Origin of the sequence: Paracandidimonas lactea, assembly GCF_021653995.1 — a bacterium.
Lineage (GTDB): Bacteria > Pseudomonadota > Gammaproteobacteria > Burkholderiales > Burkholderiaceae_B > Allopusillimonas > Allopusillimonas lactea.
In genome coordinates this window covers 32,095-47,024 of the sequence record NZ_JAJJOZ010000004.1, presented here as the reverse complement: position 1 = coordinate 47,024, position 14,930 = coordinate 32,095, and the positions used below count along the sequence as shown (strand labels likewise).

General features: G+C 62.3%; 15 protein-coding genes. 9 read left to right on the top strand and 6 right to left on the bottom strand.

The features are described from left to right. The first annotated feature begins 239 nt into the window (after nt 1-239). The 6 genes from folE2 to LOL23_RS09145 all read left to right on the top strand — a co-directional run bounded on the left by folE2 (nt 240) and on the right by LOL23_RS09145 (nt 4,485). Nucleotides 240-1,055 carry a GTP cyclohydrolase FolE2 gene (gene folE2 / locus LOL23_RS09170; protein ID WP_237173507.1) on the top strand — a complete coding sequence of 272 codons (816 nt, stop codon included), beginning with the start codon at nt 240-242 and terminating at the stop codon, nt 1,053-1,055. A 311-nt stretch (nt 1,056-1,366) separates the two neighbouring features. Continuing rightward, complete coding sequence (rpsF, locus tag LOL23_RS09165) at nt 1,367-1,747, top strand: 30S ribosomal protein S6 (protein ID WP_160979907.1); 381 nt, start codon at nt 1,367-1,369, stop codon at nt 1,745-1,747. 23 nt (nt 1,748-1,770) lie between these two features. Continuing rightward, entirely contained in the window at nt 1,771-2,088 is a 318-nt protein-coding gene (priB, locus tag LOL23_RS09160; RefSeq protein ID WP_160979909.1) for a primosomal replication protein N, read from the top strand. A gap of 114 nt (nt 2,089-2,202) precedes the next feature. Beyond that, a complete protein-coding gene (gene rpsR / locus LOL23_RS09155) occupies nt 2,203-2,475 on the top strand; it encodes a 30S ribosomal protein S18 (RefSeq protein ID WP_160979911.1) in 273 nt (90 codons plus the stop codon). A gap of 16 nt (nt 2,476-2,491) precedes the next feature. Beyond that, complete coding sequence (gene rplI / locus LOL23_RS09150; protein WP_160979913.1) at nt 2,492-2,947, top strand: 50S ribosomal protein L9; 456 nt, start codon at nt 2,492-2,494, stop codon at nt 2,945-2,947. A 170-nt stretch (nt 2,948-3,117) separates the two neighbouring features. Next, nucleotides 3,118-4,485 carry a replicative DNA helicase gene (locus LOL23_RS09145; RefSeq protein ID WP_160979915.1) on the top strand — a complete coding sequence of 456 codons (1,368 nt, stop codon included), beginning with the start codon at nt 3,118-3,120 and terminating at the stop codon, nt 4,483-4,485. A gap of 116 nt (nt 4,486-4,601) precedes the next feature. Here the strand turns inward: LOL23_RS09145 and pdxA are convergent, their stop codons facing one another. From pdxA to LOL23_RS09125, 4 genes are all read right to left on the bottom strand, one after another. Further along, complete coding sequence (gene pdxA, locus LOL23_RS09140) at nt 4,602-5,612, bottom strand: 4-hydroxythreonine-4-phosphate dehydrogenase PdxA (RefSeq protein WP_160979917.1); 1,011 nt, start codon at nt 5,610-5,612, stop codon at nt 4,602-4,604. A gap of 114 nt (nt 5,613-5,726) precedes the next feature. Next, on the bottom strand, nt 5,727-7,433 hold the full coding sequence (locus tag LOL23_RS09135) for a PhoH family protein (RefSeq protein ID WP_237173506.1): 1,707 nt from the start codon (nt 7,431-7,433) through the stop codon (nt 5,727-5,729). Nucleotides 7,434-7,485: 52 nt separating this feature from the next. Then, nucleotides 7,486-7,953, bottom strand: coding sequence for a peroxiredoxin (locus LOL23_RS09130; protein WP_160979921.1), 468 nt, complete (start codon nt 7,951-7,953; stop codon nt 7,486-7,488). Continuing rightward, on the bottom strand, nt 7,950-8,399 hold the full coding sequence (locus tag LOL23_RS09125; RefSeq protein ID WP_160979923.1) for an Mth938-like domain-containing protein: 450 nt from the start codon (nt 8,397-8,399) through the stop codon (nt 7,950-7,952). Before LOL23_RS09125 ends, LOL23_RS09130 begins: the two co-directional genes overlap by 4 nt. A gap of 165 nt (nt 8,400-8,564) precedes the next feature. On the opposite strand from LOL23_RS09125, the gene alaC reads away from it, so the two are divergent. The 3 genes from alaC to thrC are packed head-to-tail and all read left to right on the top strand — an operon-like array spanning nt 8,565 to nt 12,540. Further along, a complete protein-coding gene (alaC, locus tag LOL23_RS09120; protein ID WP_160979925.1) occupies nt 8,565-9,752 on the top strand; it encodes an alanine transaminase in 1,188 nt (395 codons plus the stop codon). A gap of 3 nt (nt 9,753-9,755) precedes the next feature. Further along, on the top strand, nt 9,756-11,060 hold the full coding sequence (locus tag LOL23_RS09115; RefSeq protein WP_160979927.1) for a homoserine dehydrogenase: 1,305 nt from the start codon (nt 9,756-9,758) through the stop codon (nt 11,058-11,060). Between the two features lie 49 nt (nt 11,061-11,109). Then, nucleotides 11,110-12,540, top strand: coding sequence for a threonine synthase (gene thrC / locus LOL23_RS09110; RefSeq protein WP_160979929.1), 1,431 nt, complete (start codon nt 11,110-11,112; stop codon nt 12,538-12,540). Here thrC and LOL23_RS09105 read toward each other — a convergent pair. Both LOL23_RS09105 and hpnD read right to left on the bottom strand, forming a co-directional pair. Beyond that, the gene (locus LOL23_RS09105) at nt 12,537-14,021 is read right to left on the bottom strand and encodes a hydroxysqualene dehydroxylase (protein WP_160979931.1); all 1,485 of its coding nucleotides are present in this window, start codon (nt 14,019-14,021) and stop codon (nt 12,537-12,539) included. The two genes, thrC and LOL23_RS09105, sit on opposite strands and share 4 nt — an antisense overlap. Further along, nucleotides 14,018-14,881, bottom strand: coding sequence for a presqualene diphosphate synthase HpnD (gene hpnD, locus LOL23_RS09100; RefSeq protein WP_160979933.1), 864 nt, complete (start codon nt 14,879-14,881; stop codon nt 14,018-14,020). The genes LOL23_RS09105 and hpnD overlap by 4 nt, the downstream gene beginning before the upstream one ends. Between the last annotated feature and the right edge of the window lie 49 nt (nt 14,882-14,930).

Here is a 14,930-nt window from a genome sequence, read left to right as displayed (position 1 = left end):
GGAACGAAACATGCGCGGGCGTCGTCCAATCGTGCGTACCGGCCCACGAATACACTCATACGCCACGCTGCCTTGCGGGTGGCGGCCGAGGTTGCAAGGCCTCGGCCAGTATATGGTCCAAGCCGTTTTCCGGTCGGTTTGTTATTGTGTAAAGCTTAAGAGGCATTTGCGACAACATGCCTCATAATTGATCTTTCTTAAGGAATACCCGGCCCAGGCCGTGTGGAACAGGCAAGCTCATGAATACTCTGTACGACTCCCCCGCCGTCATGCCAGACGTTCAAAGTTCGGTTGATACCCGTCATATCGCCATTCAGCGAGTGGGGGTGAGGGGGGTGCGCCACCCCATGCTGGTTGAAAACACGGGTGGCGAGGCGCAGCCAACTGTCGGCGCTTGGGAACTCACCGTTGCACTCCCTGCGCACGAAAAGGGCACCCACATGTCGCGCTTCGTGGCGCTGCTGGAGCGCTATCGCCGTGTGGCAATGACGCCCGCGATCTTCTGCCGCATGGCGGCCGAGATGTTGCCACTGCTGCACGCCGATGCCGGTGATATTTCCGTGCGCTTTCCGTATTTCCTTGAAAAAATCGCACCCATGTCCGGCGTGGCCAGCCTCATGGACTATGAATTGTGCTGGACGGCGCGCGCCGTGCAAGAAGGTGGAAAGGCCGATGTCACCTTCACGCTCGAGGCGCTGGTGCCGGTCACCAGTCTGTGCCCGTGCTCCAAGGCAATCTCTGACTACGGCGCGCACAACCAGCGTTCGCACGTGACCGTTACCGTGGCATACGAACCAGGCTCGCCTGTGGATGCCGATGCGCTTATCCGCAGCGTTGAGCACCAGGCGTCGTGCGAGTTATGGGGGCTGCTCAAGCGTGTCGACGAAAAATTCGTTACCGAGCGTGCGTACGAAAACCCCAAGTTCGTCGAAGACTTGGTGCGCGACGTGGCGCAGGCACTGCACGCAGTACCCGGTGTGCGAAATTATCGCGTCGTCGCCGAGAACTTCGAATCCATCCACAATCATTCGGCTTACGCAGTCATCGAAGGTTGAGTCCGCCCGGCGGGATGGCACCAGCCTTCCCGGGCAAGACACAGACGGACGGCGGCGTCTCTGGCAGCGATGCTGGGCATCGTCCCTTCCAGCGCACGGATCACTTTGCCGTCTGCTCGACTTGCCAGGTATTTGATAAAACTGTTATTATTTCTGGTTTCTTGCTCGACTAGGGTTCTTGCGTTGCCATTTTGGCGGCGGCATGCTTGGCTGCGGGGCCGGTTTTCCGGTTGCGTGGCTGGGTGTAGAAACCTGGCGGGCTGTCCCTTGCGGCATTCGCATGGCCGCAAGACATCCACAAGGAGTGTTTTATGCGTCACTACGAAGTAGTGTTTATCGTGCATCCCGATCAAAGCGAGCAAGTGCCCGCCATGATCGAGCGCTACCAATCCACCGTCACCGGTAACGGTGGCCAAGTGCATCGCCTCGAAGACTGGGGCCGCCGCCAGCTCGCCTATCCCATCCAGAAGCTGGTCAAGGCACACTACGTCTGCATGAACATCGAGTGCAGCCAGGCCGTGCTCGACGACCTCGAACACGCGTTCCGCTACAACGACGCCATTCTGCGTCACCTGGTCATCAAGACCAAGAAGGTCCAGACTGCACCTTCCGTCATGATGAAATCCGTCGAACGCGAAGAGGCACGCAAGGCCAGCGCCGACGCAGCCGCAGCCGCCAGCCAGACCGAGTGACCGGGCAGGGGCGCCACACACCCGTGAATCACCTGGCCTTGGCCGCCACCGCCCTCGAGGTGCAGCCGTTGCGGTACACGCCCGCAGGGGTGCCCGCCGTCGAGATGTTGCTGGGGCACGCCTCCGATGCACTCGAAGCGGGGCTGGTGCGCAAGGTAGAGTTCACTATCTCTGCCGTTGCGCTGGGCGATGTGGCGTTGCTGCTGGCTGATACCCCTCTGGGGGCAGCCATGTCGGTCGAAGGTTTTCTGGCGCCGGCGCGTAAAGGATCGGTCAAGCTGGTGCTGCATATACAGCAGGCCAACAGATCGTATCCGGGCGGCGCAAGCGTCGTGGTTTAGCGGGGTTATCCGCACATCATGCAACATGGGGCGCGCGCGCTACAGGCAATCCTGGCGCGAGGCGCATGAAATATACCGCTCGGGCATGGTCCCGGGCATGCAAAGAGGCACATCATGGCTTACTTCAAGAAAAGCAAGGAAAAACGCAAATTCACGCAGCAGAACCCGCTGTTCAAGCGTCGCAAGTTCTGCCGTTTCACCGCCGCCGGCGTTGATGAAATCGACTACAAAGACCTGGACACGCTGCGCGACTTCATCCAGGAAAACGGCAAGATCATTCCTGCACGCCTGACCGGCACCAAGGCACACTACCAGCGTCAGCTCGACACCGCGATCAAACGCGCGCGCTTCCTGGCCCTGCTGCCTTACACCGACAACCACAACTAATCCGAGGCCTATCGTCATGCAAGTCATTCTGCTCGAAAAAGTCGTGAATCTGGGCAACCTCGGTGACGTCGTCCGTGTGCGCGACGGCTACGCCCGCAACTACCTGATTCCCCAGAAAATCGCCCGCCGCGCCACTGATGCGGCCCTGAAAGAATTCGAAGCCCGCCGCGCCGAGCTCGAAAAGCTGCAGGCCGATAAGCTGGCTGCCGCGCAAGCCGTTGGTGAGAAACTCTCCGGCGTCTCGGTCTCCATCCAGCAAAAGGCTGGCGTCGACGGCCGCCTGTTCGGCTCGGTCACCACGATGGACATCGCCGCCGCGCTGCACAAGCAAGGCTTCGACACCATCGAGAAGGCCCAGGTTCGCCTGCCCGATGGCCCCCTCAAGGCCATTGGCGAGTACCCGGTTCAGGTTGTCCTGCACGCAGATGTGGTGTCAGACATCAACATCGTGGTCGAAGGCGAAATCGCCTGATTCAATGCGCTGCAGGTTGCGTGGTACATTCATCCCCTGGATGTTTATATCGCGCTCCGCAGTGAAAAAGCCGGCGCAAGCCGGCTTTTTCCTTTTCGCCATTTTCAACCGCGCCGGCTGGCGCCGCGCGCACGCGGCCAGCCCGCCTCCGGAGCCTCGGCTTGGACAGCATGAACACGAAAACCGATACGCAACTTGATTATCTGCGTGTCCCGCCGCATTCGGTCGAGGCCGAGCAATCCGTGCTCGGTGGGTTGCTGCTGGACAACGCCGCGTTCGATCGCGTTACAGATCTCCTTGATGATGAAGACTTCTACCGTTACGACCACAAGCTGATCTGGCAACACATTGCGCGCCTGATCGGCCTGGCGCGTCCGGCTGACGTCGTCACTGTCCATGAGTCATTGGCCAGCGCCGGAAAATCCGACGACGTGGGCGGTTTGGCCTACCTGAATGCCTTGGCCCACAACACGCCATCCGCGGCTAACATCCGCCGCTACGCCGAAATCGTGCGTGAGCGTTCCATGCTGCGCAAGCTGGTCACCGTTGCCGACGAAATTGCCGCGGGCGCGTTCAATCCCCAGGGTAAAGAGGCCAGGCAACTGGTCGACGAGGCAGAGTCGCGGGTATTCCAGATCGCCCAGGAAGGGGCCAAGGGCTCGGCGGGCTTCCAGGATATCCAGCCTCTACTGAGCCAGGTGGTCGAACGTATCGACGAACTCTACCATCGCGAAGGCGACTCCGACATCACAGGTGTGCCCACGGGTTTCACTGATTTGGATCGCATGACCTCCGGCCTGCAGCCGGGCGATCTGATTATCGTGGCCGGCCGTCCGTCCATGGGTAAAACCTCGTTTTCCATGAACATCGGCGAACATGTCGCGATCGAACAAGGGCTGCCGGTTGCGGTATTTTCGATGGAAATGGGGGCGGTGCAGTTGGCCATGCGTATGGTCGGCTCCGTGGGCATGCTGGACCAGCACCGCATGCGTACAGGTAAGCTCACGGCCGACGATTGGCCGCGCTTGACCCATGCCGTGCAGCAGGTGCAGGAGGCGCAGATCTATATCGATGAAACGCCTGCGCTCACATCCATGGAAGTGCGTGCGCGGTCGCGGCGGCTGGCGCGTCAGTGCGGCCAGTTGGGGTTGATCATCATCGATTACCTGCAGTTGATGTCGGGCAATTCGGGTGGCGAAAACCGTGCGGCGGAAGTGTCCGAAATCAGCCGCTCGCTCAAAGGCCTGGCTAAAGAACTCAACTGCCCGCTCATTGCGCTGTCGCAGTTGAACCGTAGCCTGGAGCAACGCCCCAACAAGCGGCCGGTGATGAGCGACCTGCGCGAATCGGGCGCCATCGAGCAGGATGCCGACCTGATTCTATTCATTTACCGCGACGAAGTGTACAACCCCGAATCGGCCGACAAAGGCTCAGCCGAGATCATTATTGCCAAGCAGCGTAACGGCCCCATCGGCACAGTGCGCCTGACCTTCCAGGGCGCCAGCACGCGCTTCCTCAACTATACGTCGGCGATCTAGGCCGGTTTATGCCCCGTGAGGCGCCAATGGCGAAGACGCCCCCGGCGCGGCCCTGCGGTCGCACAGCGGTGGCGCAGCCATGGCCCCATAGTGGCGCAGTGGTGGCCAGTGCGTCGTCAGTTTGACGCATCGCCCGCGGTTGTCATGGCCAGCGCCATGTTGTAGGCGGCGCGCAGCGAAGCGGGGTCGGCAATGCCTTGCCCCGCAATATCGAAGGCGGTGCCGTGATCGACGCTGGTGCGCACGAATGGCAGGCCCACGGTGACATTCACACCTTCGTCTATCCCCATGTATTTCACCGGTATCAGGCCTTGGTCGTGATACTGGGCCACCACAATGTCGAACTCGCCTTTGCGAGCGCGCATGAAAATGGTGTCACCCGGCCAAGGGCCGCTGGCCGCAATGCCTTCTTCGCGCGCCTGTGTAATGGCGGGTGCGATGATGTCGATATCTTCCCGCCCGAAGCGGCCGCCTTCGCCCGCATGGGGGTTCAGGCCCGCTACGGCCACGCGTGGGGACGCTATGCCCGCCAGCCTGCAGGCCTGATGCGCCAGGCGGATCGTACGAAGCTCAGCCTCTGGCGTGATCAACCGGCTCACGTCGTTCAGGGCGACGTGGATGGTGACCAGGATGACGCGTAATTCCTGGTTGGCAAGCATCATGGCGTAGTCGTGGGTGCCCGTTCGCTCGGCCAGGATCTCGGTATGGCCGGGGTAGTCGGCACCGCCGGCCTGCATGGTTTTTTTATTGAGCGGCGCCGTGACGATGGCGCGCAGGCGGCCGGTCAGCGCATCGTCGATGGCATGGCACAGGTACTCGTAGGCGCCACGGCCTGCCAGGGGGCTGGGCTGCCCAGGCGGGAGATCCGGCGGCAGCGCCTGCCAGCGATTGAGCACGGGGATTACACCCTGCACGCCGGTTGCAAGCGGCGCGTCGCTGATGATTTCAACACGCAGCCTGTCGTCCATGCCCAGGCGGGAGATCGTGGCGTCCAGGATGCCCGCGTCGCCATAGACCAAGGCAGGGTGGGGCAGGCCCGCGGCAAAGAGCTTGACAATGAGTTCAGGCCCAATGCCCGCCGCATCGCCCATGGTAAACCCAATGGGCGGAGAAGATGCAGCATTCATGTTGGCACTCCCGAGTAGAGGTGGCTGGGCCGTTCCGCGCGGCTTCGTGCCGGAATCATGCATGAGTATGCGCCAGCCTGGCCATCAAGGCCCGGTTGGCGCATTGTGCATGGTTTACAGCGCTTCGCTGGCGTAGTCGGCCAGGCGCGAGCGCTCGCCGCGCTGCAGGGTGATGTGGCCCGCGTGCGGCCAGCCCTTGAAACGGTCGACCACGTAGGTAAGGCCCGAGCTGCCCTCTGTGAGATAGGGGGTGTCGATTTGGGCGATATTGCCCAGACAGACGATCTTGGTGCCCGGCCCCGCACGCGTCACCAGGGTTTTCATCTGTTTGGGCGTCAGGTTCTGGGCCTCATCGATGATCAGGAACTTGTTGAGAAAGGTGCGGCCGCGCATGAAGTTCAGGGATTTCACCTTGATGCGCGAGCGGATCAATTCCATGGTGGAGTTCTTGGACCAGTCTTGGCCGCCCAGGTCGCTGGCCGCGCCCGAGCCCGCACCCAGGTGCAGCACCTCGAGATTGTCTTCCAGCGCGCCCATCCAGGGCAGCATTTTCTCTTCTTCGGTGCCCGGCAGAAAGCCAATATCGTCGCCCACCGGCACTGTGGCCCGGGTAATGATGATTTCGTTGTAGCGCTTGGTTTCGAGGGTTTGCGTCAGCCCTGCCGCCAGTGCCAGCAATGTCTTGCCCGTACCCGCCTGCCCCAGCAGCGAGACAAAATCGCATTCGGGGTTCATGAGCAGGTTGAGGGCGAAGTTTTGTTCGCGGTTGCGGGCGGTGACGCCCCAGACATTGTTCTTGCCGTGGCTGTAGTCGCGCAGCGTGGCCAGTACAGCACTCTTGCCTGAGACTTCCTTGACTTGTGCCTGCATGGGCATTTCGCCATCGAAGTAGACGAATTCATTGACAATGAATTCGCTGCACAGCGGCCCCTTGATGCGGTAGTAGGTCGTGCCGCCTTGTTGCCAAGACTCGACATCCTTGCCATGCTTGTTCCAGAAGTTGTCGGGTAGCGGCATGACACCGTCGTAGAGCAGATCGGAGTCGTCGAGGACGTGGTCGTTGAGGTAGTCTTCGGCCGGCAAGCCCAGTGCGCGGGCCTTCAGGCGCATGTTGATGTCTTTGGACACCAAGATGACTTCGCGTTTTGGGTACACCGTCTGCAGGGCGCGCACCACCATCAGGATGGCGTTGTCGGCCTTGCCCAATGGCAGCTCGACCGGCAGCTTGGAGTGCAGCGCAGTGGTCTGGAAATGGATCTTGCCCAGTGCTTCCTGGTTGCCCAAGGTGTCGAGCTTGGCACCCTTTTCTAAATCATTGCAGCCTTCGACCAAGCCGTCGAGATAGCGGCTGACCTGGCGTGCGTTGCGCGCGACCTCGGACATCCCCTTCTTTTGGTGATCGAGTTCTTCGAGCACCATCATAGGCAGGAAGACGTCGTGCTCTTCGAACTTGAAGAGGGAGTTGGAGTCGTGCAGCAACACATTGGTGTCGAGAACGAACAGCTTGCGCTGGTCTGCGTGCAGGCGGGGTTTACGGCCGGCTGCCACGCGCGTGGCCGGCACGACGGCAAGCGCGGGCGGCACATCGGGCACTGCCGGCATGGCTGCCTTGGTGATGTCTGGTGCTGGCTTGCTGGACGGTTCGGCGCGCTTGCGCTGAGTGGCGCCCGCGCGGGGCGCGGCGGCGCGCGACACCGGCTTGTCGGCGCTTGCCGTCGCGGCAGGCGCCGCAGGGGCAATGGCGGTGACGACTGCGTCTTGAGTCAGCTTGTGTGCGGAAACCGTGGCACCCATGCGTGTAGGCAGCTTGGGTAAGGGCATGGCGGGCTTGCTCCTGGTGTGGGGGGGCGAATCGGTGCGTTATGGCGAGGGTTCAGGTGTGTTCCTGCACGGCCTGCAGTACTTCGTCGGCATGCCCGGGCACGCGCACACCGCGCCATTCGCGCAGCAGCACACCATCGGTGCCGATCAGGAACGTGCTGCGTTCGATGCCGCGCACTTGCTTGCCGTACATATTCTTCATCTTCATGACGCCGAAGAGCTCGCACAGTGTTTCGTCGGGATCGGAAATCAGCGGAAAAGGCAGCGCCTGCTTTTCGGTGAAGCCCGAATGCGACTTGAGCGAGTCGCGCGAGATGCCGATGACCTGGCAGCCAGCGTCGACGAACTGCTGGTACAGGTCGCGGAAATCCTGGGCTTCGGTGGTGCAGCCCGGTGTATTGTCTTTGGGGTAAAAGTACAGCACCGCCTTATGGCCTTTCAGGCAGTTCAGGCTGGTTTCGCCTTGGGTGCTGGCAGCGGAAAAAGCGGGAACGGGCTTGCCAACGGCAATCTGGCTCATGCGGCCTCCTTCTGGGGGAGCAGGGCGAGGACGACGCGTCGTCCTTCGGACATCAAGATGTTATATGTTCTGGCAGCCGCCTGCGTGCTCATGACTTCGATGCCTATGCCGGCGCGCAACAGCGGGCGCGTGACATCGGCGGACAGCAAATGCTGCCGCGCACCCGTGCCGATCAGTACGACTTCGGGGGCGTTGTCGGGCCTGGCGGGTGCGGCGTCGCCATCGAGAAAAGCCATAGGGTCGTTCTTGGGCGCCTCGAGACCGGCGATCTGGCGCAATGCCTCGACGGTGATGTCGGCGGGCTGCAGGACGTTCCAGTCGTGGATGTCGCCCTCTGGCGCGAAATACACCGGATGGCGGTACGGCACTTTGTTGATTTCGATGTAGTCCGACCCATAGGCGGTCACGGTGTTGAAGGCGGAATTGGATTCGCGTTGAAGTTGCACGTGATCTCCTGAAATCATGTTCGATCATAGCGCAAACGGCTGTTGCCAGATCGCGATTTCCTGTTTTTTTTGAATGCATTAAACTTAACGATTCCGCCGGGTTTACCCTTGCATTGTCCCGATATCATCCCGACACCATCCCGTTTTGCCATCCCCAGGATCATCATGACAAGCTTTCCGCGCATCGAGCGCCTGCCACCTTATGTTTTCAACATTACCGGTGAGCTCAAGATGGCCGCCAGGCGGCGCGGCGAGGATATCATCGACATGTCGATGGGCAACCCAGACGGGCCCACGCCGCGCCACATTGTCGACAAGCTAGTCGAAGCCGCGTCACGGCCCAATACACACGGTTATTCCGTATCCAAGGGCATCCCGCGCCTGCGCAAGGCCATTTCGGGCTGGTACGAGCGCCGCTACAACGTGCAGATCGATCCCGACTCTGAAGCGATCGTCACAATAGGCTCCAAGGAAGGCCTGGCGCACCTTATGCTTGCCACGCTCGATCGCGGCGACACGGTGCTGGTGCCCAATCCCAGCTACCCCATCCACATCTACGGCGCCGTCATCGCCGGGGCCAATATCCGTTCCGTGCCCATGACGCCCGGGCTCGACTTTTTCGAAGAGATCGAACGCGCAGTGCGCGAGGCCATTCCCAAGCCCAAGATGATGATTCTGGGCTTCCCCAGCAACCCCACCGCGCAGTGTGTCGATCTTTCCTTTTTCGAGCGCATTATTGCGCTGGCGCGCGAGCACAACATTCTGGTGGTGCACGATCTCGCCTATGCCGACATCTGTTTCGACGGCTACGTGGCGCCGTCCATCATGCAGGTCGAGGGCGCACGCGATGTGGCGGTCGAGTTCTTCACCATGAGCAAGAGCTACAACATGGCCGGCTGGCGCGTCGGCTTCATGGTGGGCAATCAGCAATTGGTCAATGCGCTGGCGCGCATCAAAAGCTACCACGACTACGGCACGTTCACGCCTATTCAGGTGGCGTCCATCGCGGCCCTCGAAGGCCCGCAAGACTGCGTCGCGCAAGTCGTCGAGCAATACCGCAGCCGCCGCGATGTGCTGGCCAAGGGCCTGCATGAGGCGGGCTGGATGGTTGATATCCCCAAGGCATCCATGTATATCTGGGCCAAGATCCCCGAGGCATACCGCCAGATGGGTTCGCTTGAGTTTTCCAAGCGCCTGCTGGCCGACGCCAAGGTTGCTGTATCGCCCGGCATTGGCTTCGGCGATTACGGCGACGACTACGTGCGTTTCGCACTGATTGAAAACGAGCAGCGCACACGCCAAGCGGTGCGCGGCATCAAAGAAATGTTCCGCAAAGACGGTTTGGGTAACTAATAGATGAGTCCGATCAAAGTTGGCTTGCTGGGTCTCGGTGTTGTCGGTGGCGGCACCTGGAAGGTTCTGAAAAACAATGCGGAGGAAATCGCGCGCCGCGCGGGGCGCCGCATCGAGGTCGCCGCCGTTGCCGTGCGTGATATCGACAAGGCGCGCAGCCTGGTCGGCGACAGCGTCATGGTGGTGCAGGACGGCATGGAGATCGTCAACCACCCCGACATCGATATTGTGGTCGAACTTATAGGCGGGCACACGGTTGCGCGCGATCTGATCATGGCCGCCATCGCCAACGGCAAGCATGTGGTAACGGCCAACAAGGCGTTGCTGGCCGAATACGGCAACGAGATCTTCGCCGCCGCGCTCGAAAAAGGCGTGATGGTGGCCTTTGAGGCTGCCGTGGCCGGCGGCATCCCCATCATCAAGGCGATCCGCGAAGGCCTCACCGCCAACCGCATCCAGTCGCTGGCCGGCATCATTAACGGTACCACCAATTTCATTCTGTCCGAGATGCAGGCAACCGGCCAATCGTTTGACGAGGCACTGGCCGATGCGCAGCGCCTTGGATACGCCGAAGCCGATCCCACCTTCGACATCGAAGGTATCGACGCTGCGCACAAGTTGACGCTGCTGGCTTCGTTGGCCTTCGGCATCCCGGTGCAGTTCGACAAGGCTTACACAGAAGGCATTTCCCGCCTGGCGGTCGAAGACATCGTGCATGCCGAACGCCTGGGCTATCGGATCAAGCTGCTGGGCATCACACGCCGCCGCCCCGAAGGCATTGAACTACGCGTACACCCTACGCTTATCCCCGCGGGTGGTGTGCTGGCCAATGTACAAGGCGCCATGAATGCGGTATTGGTCGTCGGCGATGCGGTGGGCCCCACGTTGTACTACGGCAAGGGGGCTGGCGAGCTGGCCACCGCTTCGGCGGTGGTGGCTGATCTGGTCGATGTAGCGCGCCTGCAGGCGGCCGATCCCAACCATCGCGTGCCGCATCTGGCTTTCCAGCCCGACGCAATGATCGACACGCCCATCCTGCCTATGGCCGATGTGGTCTCGTCGTACTATCTGCGCATGCGTGTCCAGGATCGCCCCGGCGTGCTGTCCGACATTTCCCGCATCCTGGCCGATGTCGGCATCTCTATCGGTTCCATGTTCCAGCAGCCGCACGGCGAAACCGAAGCCGACATCATTTTCCTGACGCATGAAGCGCGTGAAGGCGATATCGACAACGCCCTGCAACGCATCGCTGGTCTGCCGTTCGTGCATTCGGGCGTCACCCGGCTGCGCGTCGAAACCCTGTCCTGACGATCTGACGAATGCTGGCCCGCCGCGGCCGGCTCCCGGAGTACTTCCAATGAAATACCGTTCAACGCGCGGGGGCATGGCGCCCCAGGCATTCTCCGACATTCTGCTCGAAGGCCTGGCGCCCGATGGTGGCCTGGCGATGCCCGAACGCGTTCCCGTCATTGACGCTGATACGCTTGAATCCTGGCGGGGCCTGTCGTATGCCGATCTGGCAACGCGCATTCTCGGCCTGTTTATCGACGATATCGCCACCGACGACCTCGATCGCCTTACGCATGCCGCCTATACCGCCGAGGCGTTCGGCAGCGACGACATCGTGCCGCTCAAGCCGCTGGGCAAGGGCGAGCTGGGGCGGGGCATGTCGCTGCTGGGCCTGTCGCAGGGGCCCACGCTGGCCTTCAAAGACATGGCCATGCAGTTTTTAGGCCAGGTGTTCGAATACGTGCTGGGCAAGCGCGGGGCCACGCTCAACATCCTGGGTGCAACCTCCGGCGATACAGGCTCGGCCGCCGAATACGCGCTGCGCGGCAAGCGCGGGGTGTCGGTCTTCATGCTGTCGCCGCATGGCCGCATGAGCGACTTCCAGCGCGCCCAGATGTATACCCTGCAGGATCCCAATATCCACAACATCGCCATCGAGGGCGTGTTCGACGATTGCCAAGACATTGTCAAGGCCCTGGCGGGTGATTTGCCGTTCAAGAGCCGCTACCAGATCGGCGCGGTCAATTCCATCAACTGGGCGCGCATCGCGGCCCAGATCGTGTACTACTTCTGGGGTTGGCTGCGGGCCACATCGGGGCCGGGGCAGCAAGTTTCCTTCGCGGTTCCCTCAGGCAATTTCGGCAATATCCTGGCTGGCCACTTCGCCCGCAAAATGGGTTTGCCCATCCGCCGTCTGGTTCTGGCCACCAACGAAAACAACGTGCTCGAAGAGTTCTTCCGCACCGGCGTGTATCGGCCTCGGCCCGCGGCCCAGACGCACGCCACCTCCAGTCCGTCCATGGATATTTCCAGGGCATCCAACTTCGAGCGCTTCGTGTTCGACCTGCTGGGCGAAGACGCGGCACGAGTGCGTGAATGCTGGGCGACGCTGGCAGCCACCGGCCAGTTCGACCTCAGCGCATTGAAGCCGGAATTCGAGTCGCGTTATGGCTTTGTGGCGGGTGTCAGCACGCATGCTGATCGCCTGCGCACCATTCGCACCGTGCTCGACGACAATGGCGTATTGATCGACCCGCATACGGCTGATGGCGTGAAGGTTGCGGCGCAGTACGTCGAGGCGGGCATTCCCATGCTGGTGCTTGAAACCGCGCTGCCTGCCAAGTTCGGCGAAACAATCCTAGAAGCCACCGGCAAGCCTGCGCCTATGCCCGCCGGCCTCGAAAGCCTGGCCAGCCTGCCTCAGCGTGTCACCGTCATGCCCTGCGAGGCCGACCGCGTGCGCCAATACATCACCGAGCACGCCGCGAGCGCAGGCTAGGCGCGTCTGGGAGGGCAGCTTGCCCGGCGTGCGGCCTCTTGGCCGCTGCGCACAGCGCCTTCCAGCACGCCAGGGTAGCCCGTGTCCGTCCAGTCTCCAGCCACCCAAACGTTAGGCCAGGGTGTGGTGTTTGGCGGGCGGGCCAAGCCAGGTGCGGCCTTGAAGGTGGCGCGTTTTTCTACAATCAGCGTGTCTGCCATCACCTCAGGCATGGGCGCCTGCGCACCGGCCTGTTCTCGCACCTGCGCGATGATGCCGCGGGTCACTGCATCTGCGTCATGCCGCAACAGAGCCCGGGCATCACTCACCACAATGTGCACACTCGGATGACCCTGGGTACGCGTCGTGCGCAGTGCGCTGTGATCGAACAGCCATTGGCCGAATGCCAGCCGCGTCGGATCCTCCCATAGCATCTGCATGGGCGCCCGCAAACCCCAGGGGCGGGCCAGGCGCAGGCTGAGCGTGGCAATAGGGATGAAATCAAAAGCATCCAGCATGGCTAGAAAGGCCGCCCCGCCCGGCGTATCCGGCAACTGATGCAGCAGGCGGCGAGCAGGCGGCACATTGGCGGCGATCACCACACCATCGTAGGGCTGGCCATCAACCAGCACACTGCCGGCGGCGGCTGCCAGGGTACGCACGGTGCGCCCCATGAACACGGCACTCATGGCGGGGGCGGCGGCATGAGCGCCAGCCCAGCTACTCGGGATCGACCCGGCGCCAAGCCGGGTGATAGCTGCATCAGGCCACAGGCTGGACAGATCCACGCGCGGGATCAGGATGTCGGAGGCGGCGGCGCCGGTGCCTACACTGTCGCGCAGCACATTGGCCAGCAACTGGGCGCTGGCCTCGGCTGGTGGTGTGTTGAGCGCCGCTATACACAGTGGCCGCCAGAGCCTCTCGATAGCGCGTGGGCTCTGGCCGCCCGCCTGCAGCCATTGCTCGGCGGACAGGGCATTGCCCTTGATGGCGGAGATTGTGTCACCCATGCGGCCCCCCTCGCTGCGGCTCGAGCCGTCCCTGACGCCGCCACTGCCCGCGCTGTTGCCCGCACGCCAGCCTGCCTGCCGCAGACGCACGATCTGGCGTGCAACGCCAATGCGCTCACGCACGCTTAGCCCATGCGCCAGCGCCAGGCCACCAAGCAAATGGAAGGGGGCGGGCAGCGCCGCCGCGCGCAAGGCAAAGCTGCCGTCCGCCGCGCACAGTGCCAGGCGCTCGCGGTGCAGGAGCGCGCCGGCGTCCAGGCCAAGCTCGCGTATCAGGCCCAGCGTGGCGCTGTAGGCGCCCAGCAAGATATGCTGGCCGTTGTCCAGCGCGGCGCCGTCTTTCGTGCCTGCGGCGCGGCGCGCCCGCCCGCCTGGCATGCGAGCCGCTTCGTACAGATGTACCACATGGCCCCTGCGGCGCAGCTCGAGCGCCGCGGCCAGCCCGGCCCATCCTGCGCCCACGACGGCGTAACGCCGGGGCGGGGGTGTCATTGGCGTAGCCGACGAATGACGCCCGCGCCGCCGCCTACCCAGGTTTTCCAGGCCAGCCAGAACTTGCGGATGGGGGTGAGCGAGATACGCTGATCCAGCACCTGGAAGCCGTCGCGCTCGATTTCGAGCAGCAGTGTGTGATAGATTGCCGCCATCATCAGGCCGGGGCGCTGAGCCCGGCGGTCGACGGCGGGCAGCGCCTGCACAGCTTCGCTATACAACTGACGTGCACGCTCGGCTTCGAACTGCATGAGCGCGACGAACCGATCGGAGTGCTGGCGCCGCAGTATTTCATCCGCGGTGACGTTGAAGCGCTGCATGTCGTCGACAGGCAGGTAGATGCGGCCGCGCCGGGCATCGTCGCCAACATCACGAATGATATTGGTGAGCTGGAACGCCAGGCCGAGTTTTTCGGCATAGTCGAGCGTTTGCGGCTGGGTGTAGCCGAAGATACTGGCCGACAGATGGCCCACCACGCCCGCAGCGTGCCAGCAGTAGTGCGATAGCGAAGGCCAATCCATGTAGCGACCTTGGTCCAGGTCCATTTCCATGCCATCTATCACCGCCAGCAGGTTTTCGCGCTTCAGGCCGAACTGAGCAGCGTGCGGCGCCAGCGCCTGCATGACAGGATGTTCCGTATGCCCTTCATACAGCGTGTCGACCTGGGTGCGCCACCAGGCAAGCTTCATGCGCGCCACGGACGGCTCGGTACAGTCGTCCACCACGTCGTCCACCTCGCGGCAGAAGGCGTACAGGGCCGTGATGGCCTTGCGCCGTTCCGGTGGCAGGAACAGGAAGGCGTAGTAAAAACTGGAACCGCTCTGTGCGGCTTTGTTCTGGCAATACTCGTCAGGACTCATGTAATTCAGGGGTGTAGGATAATGCGCAGGCGTGATAGCCGCCCGGGTC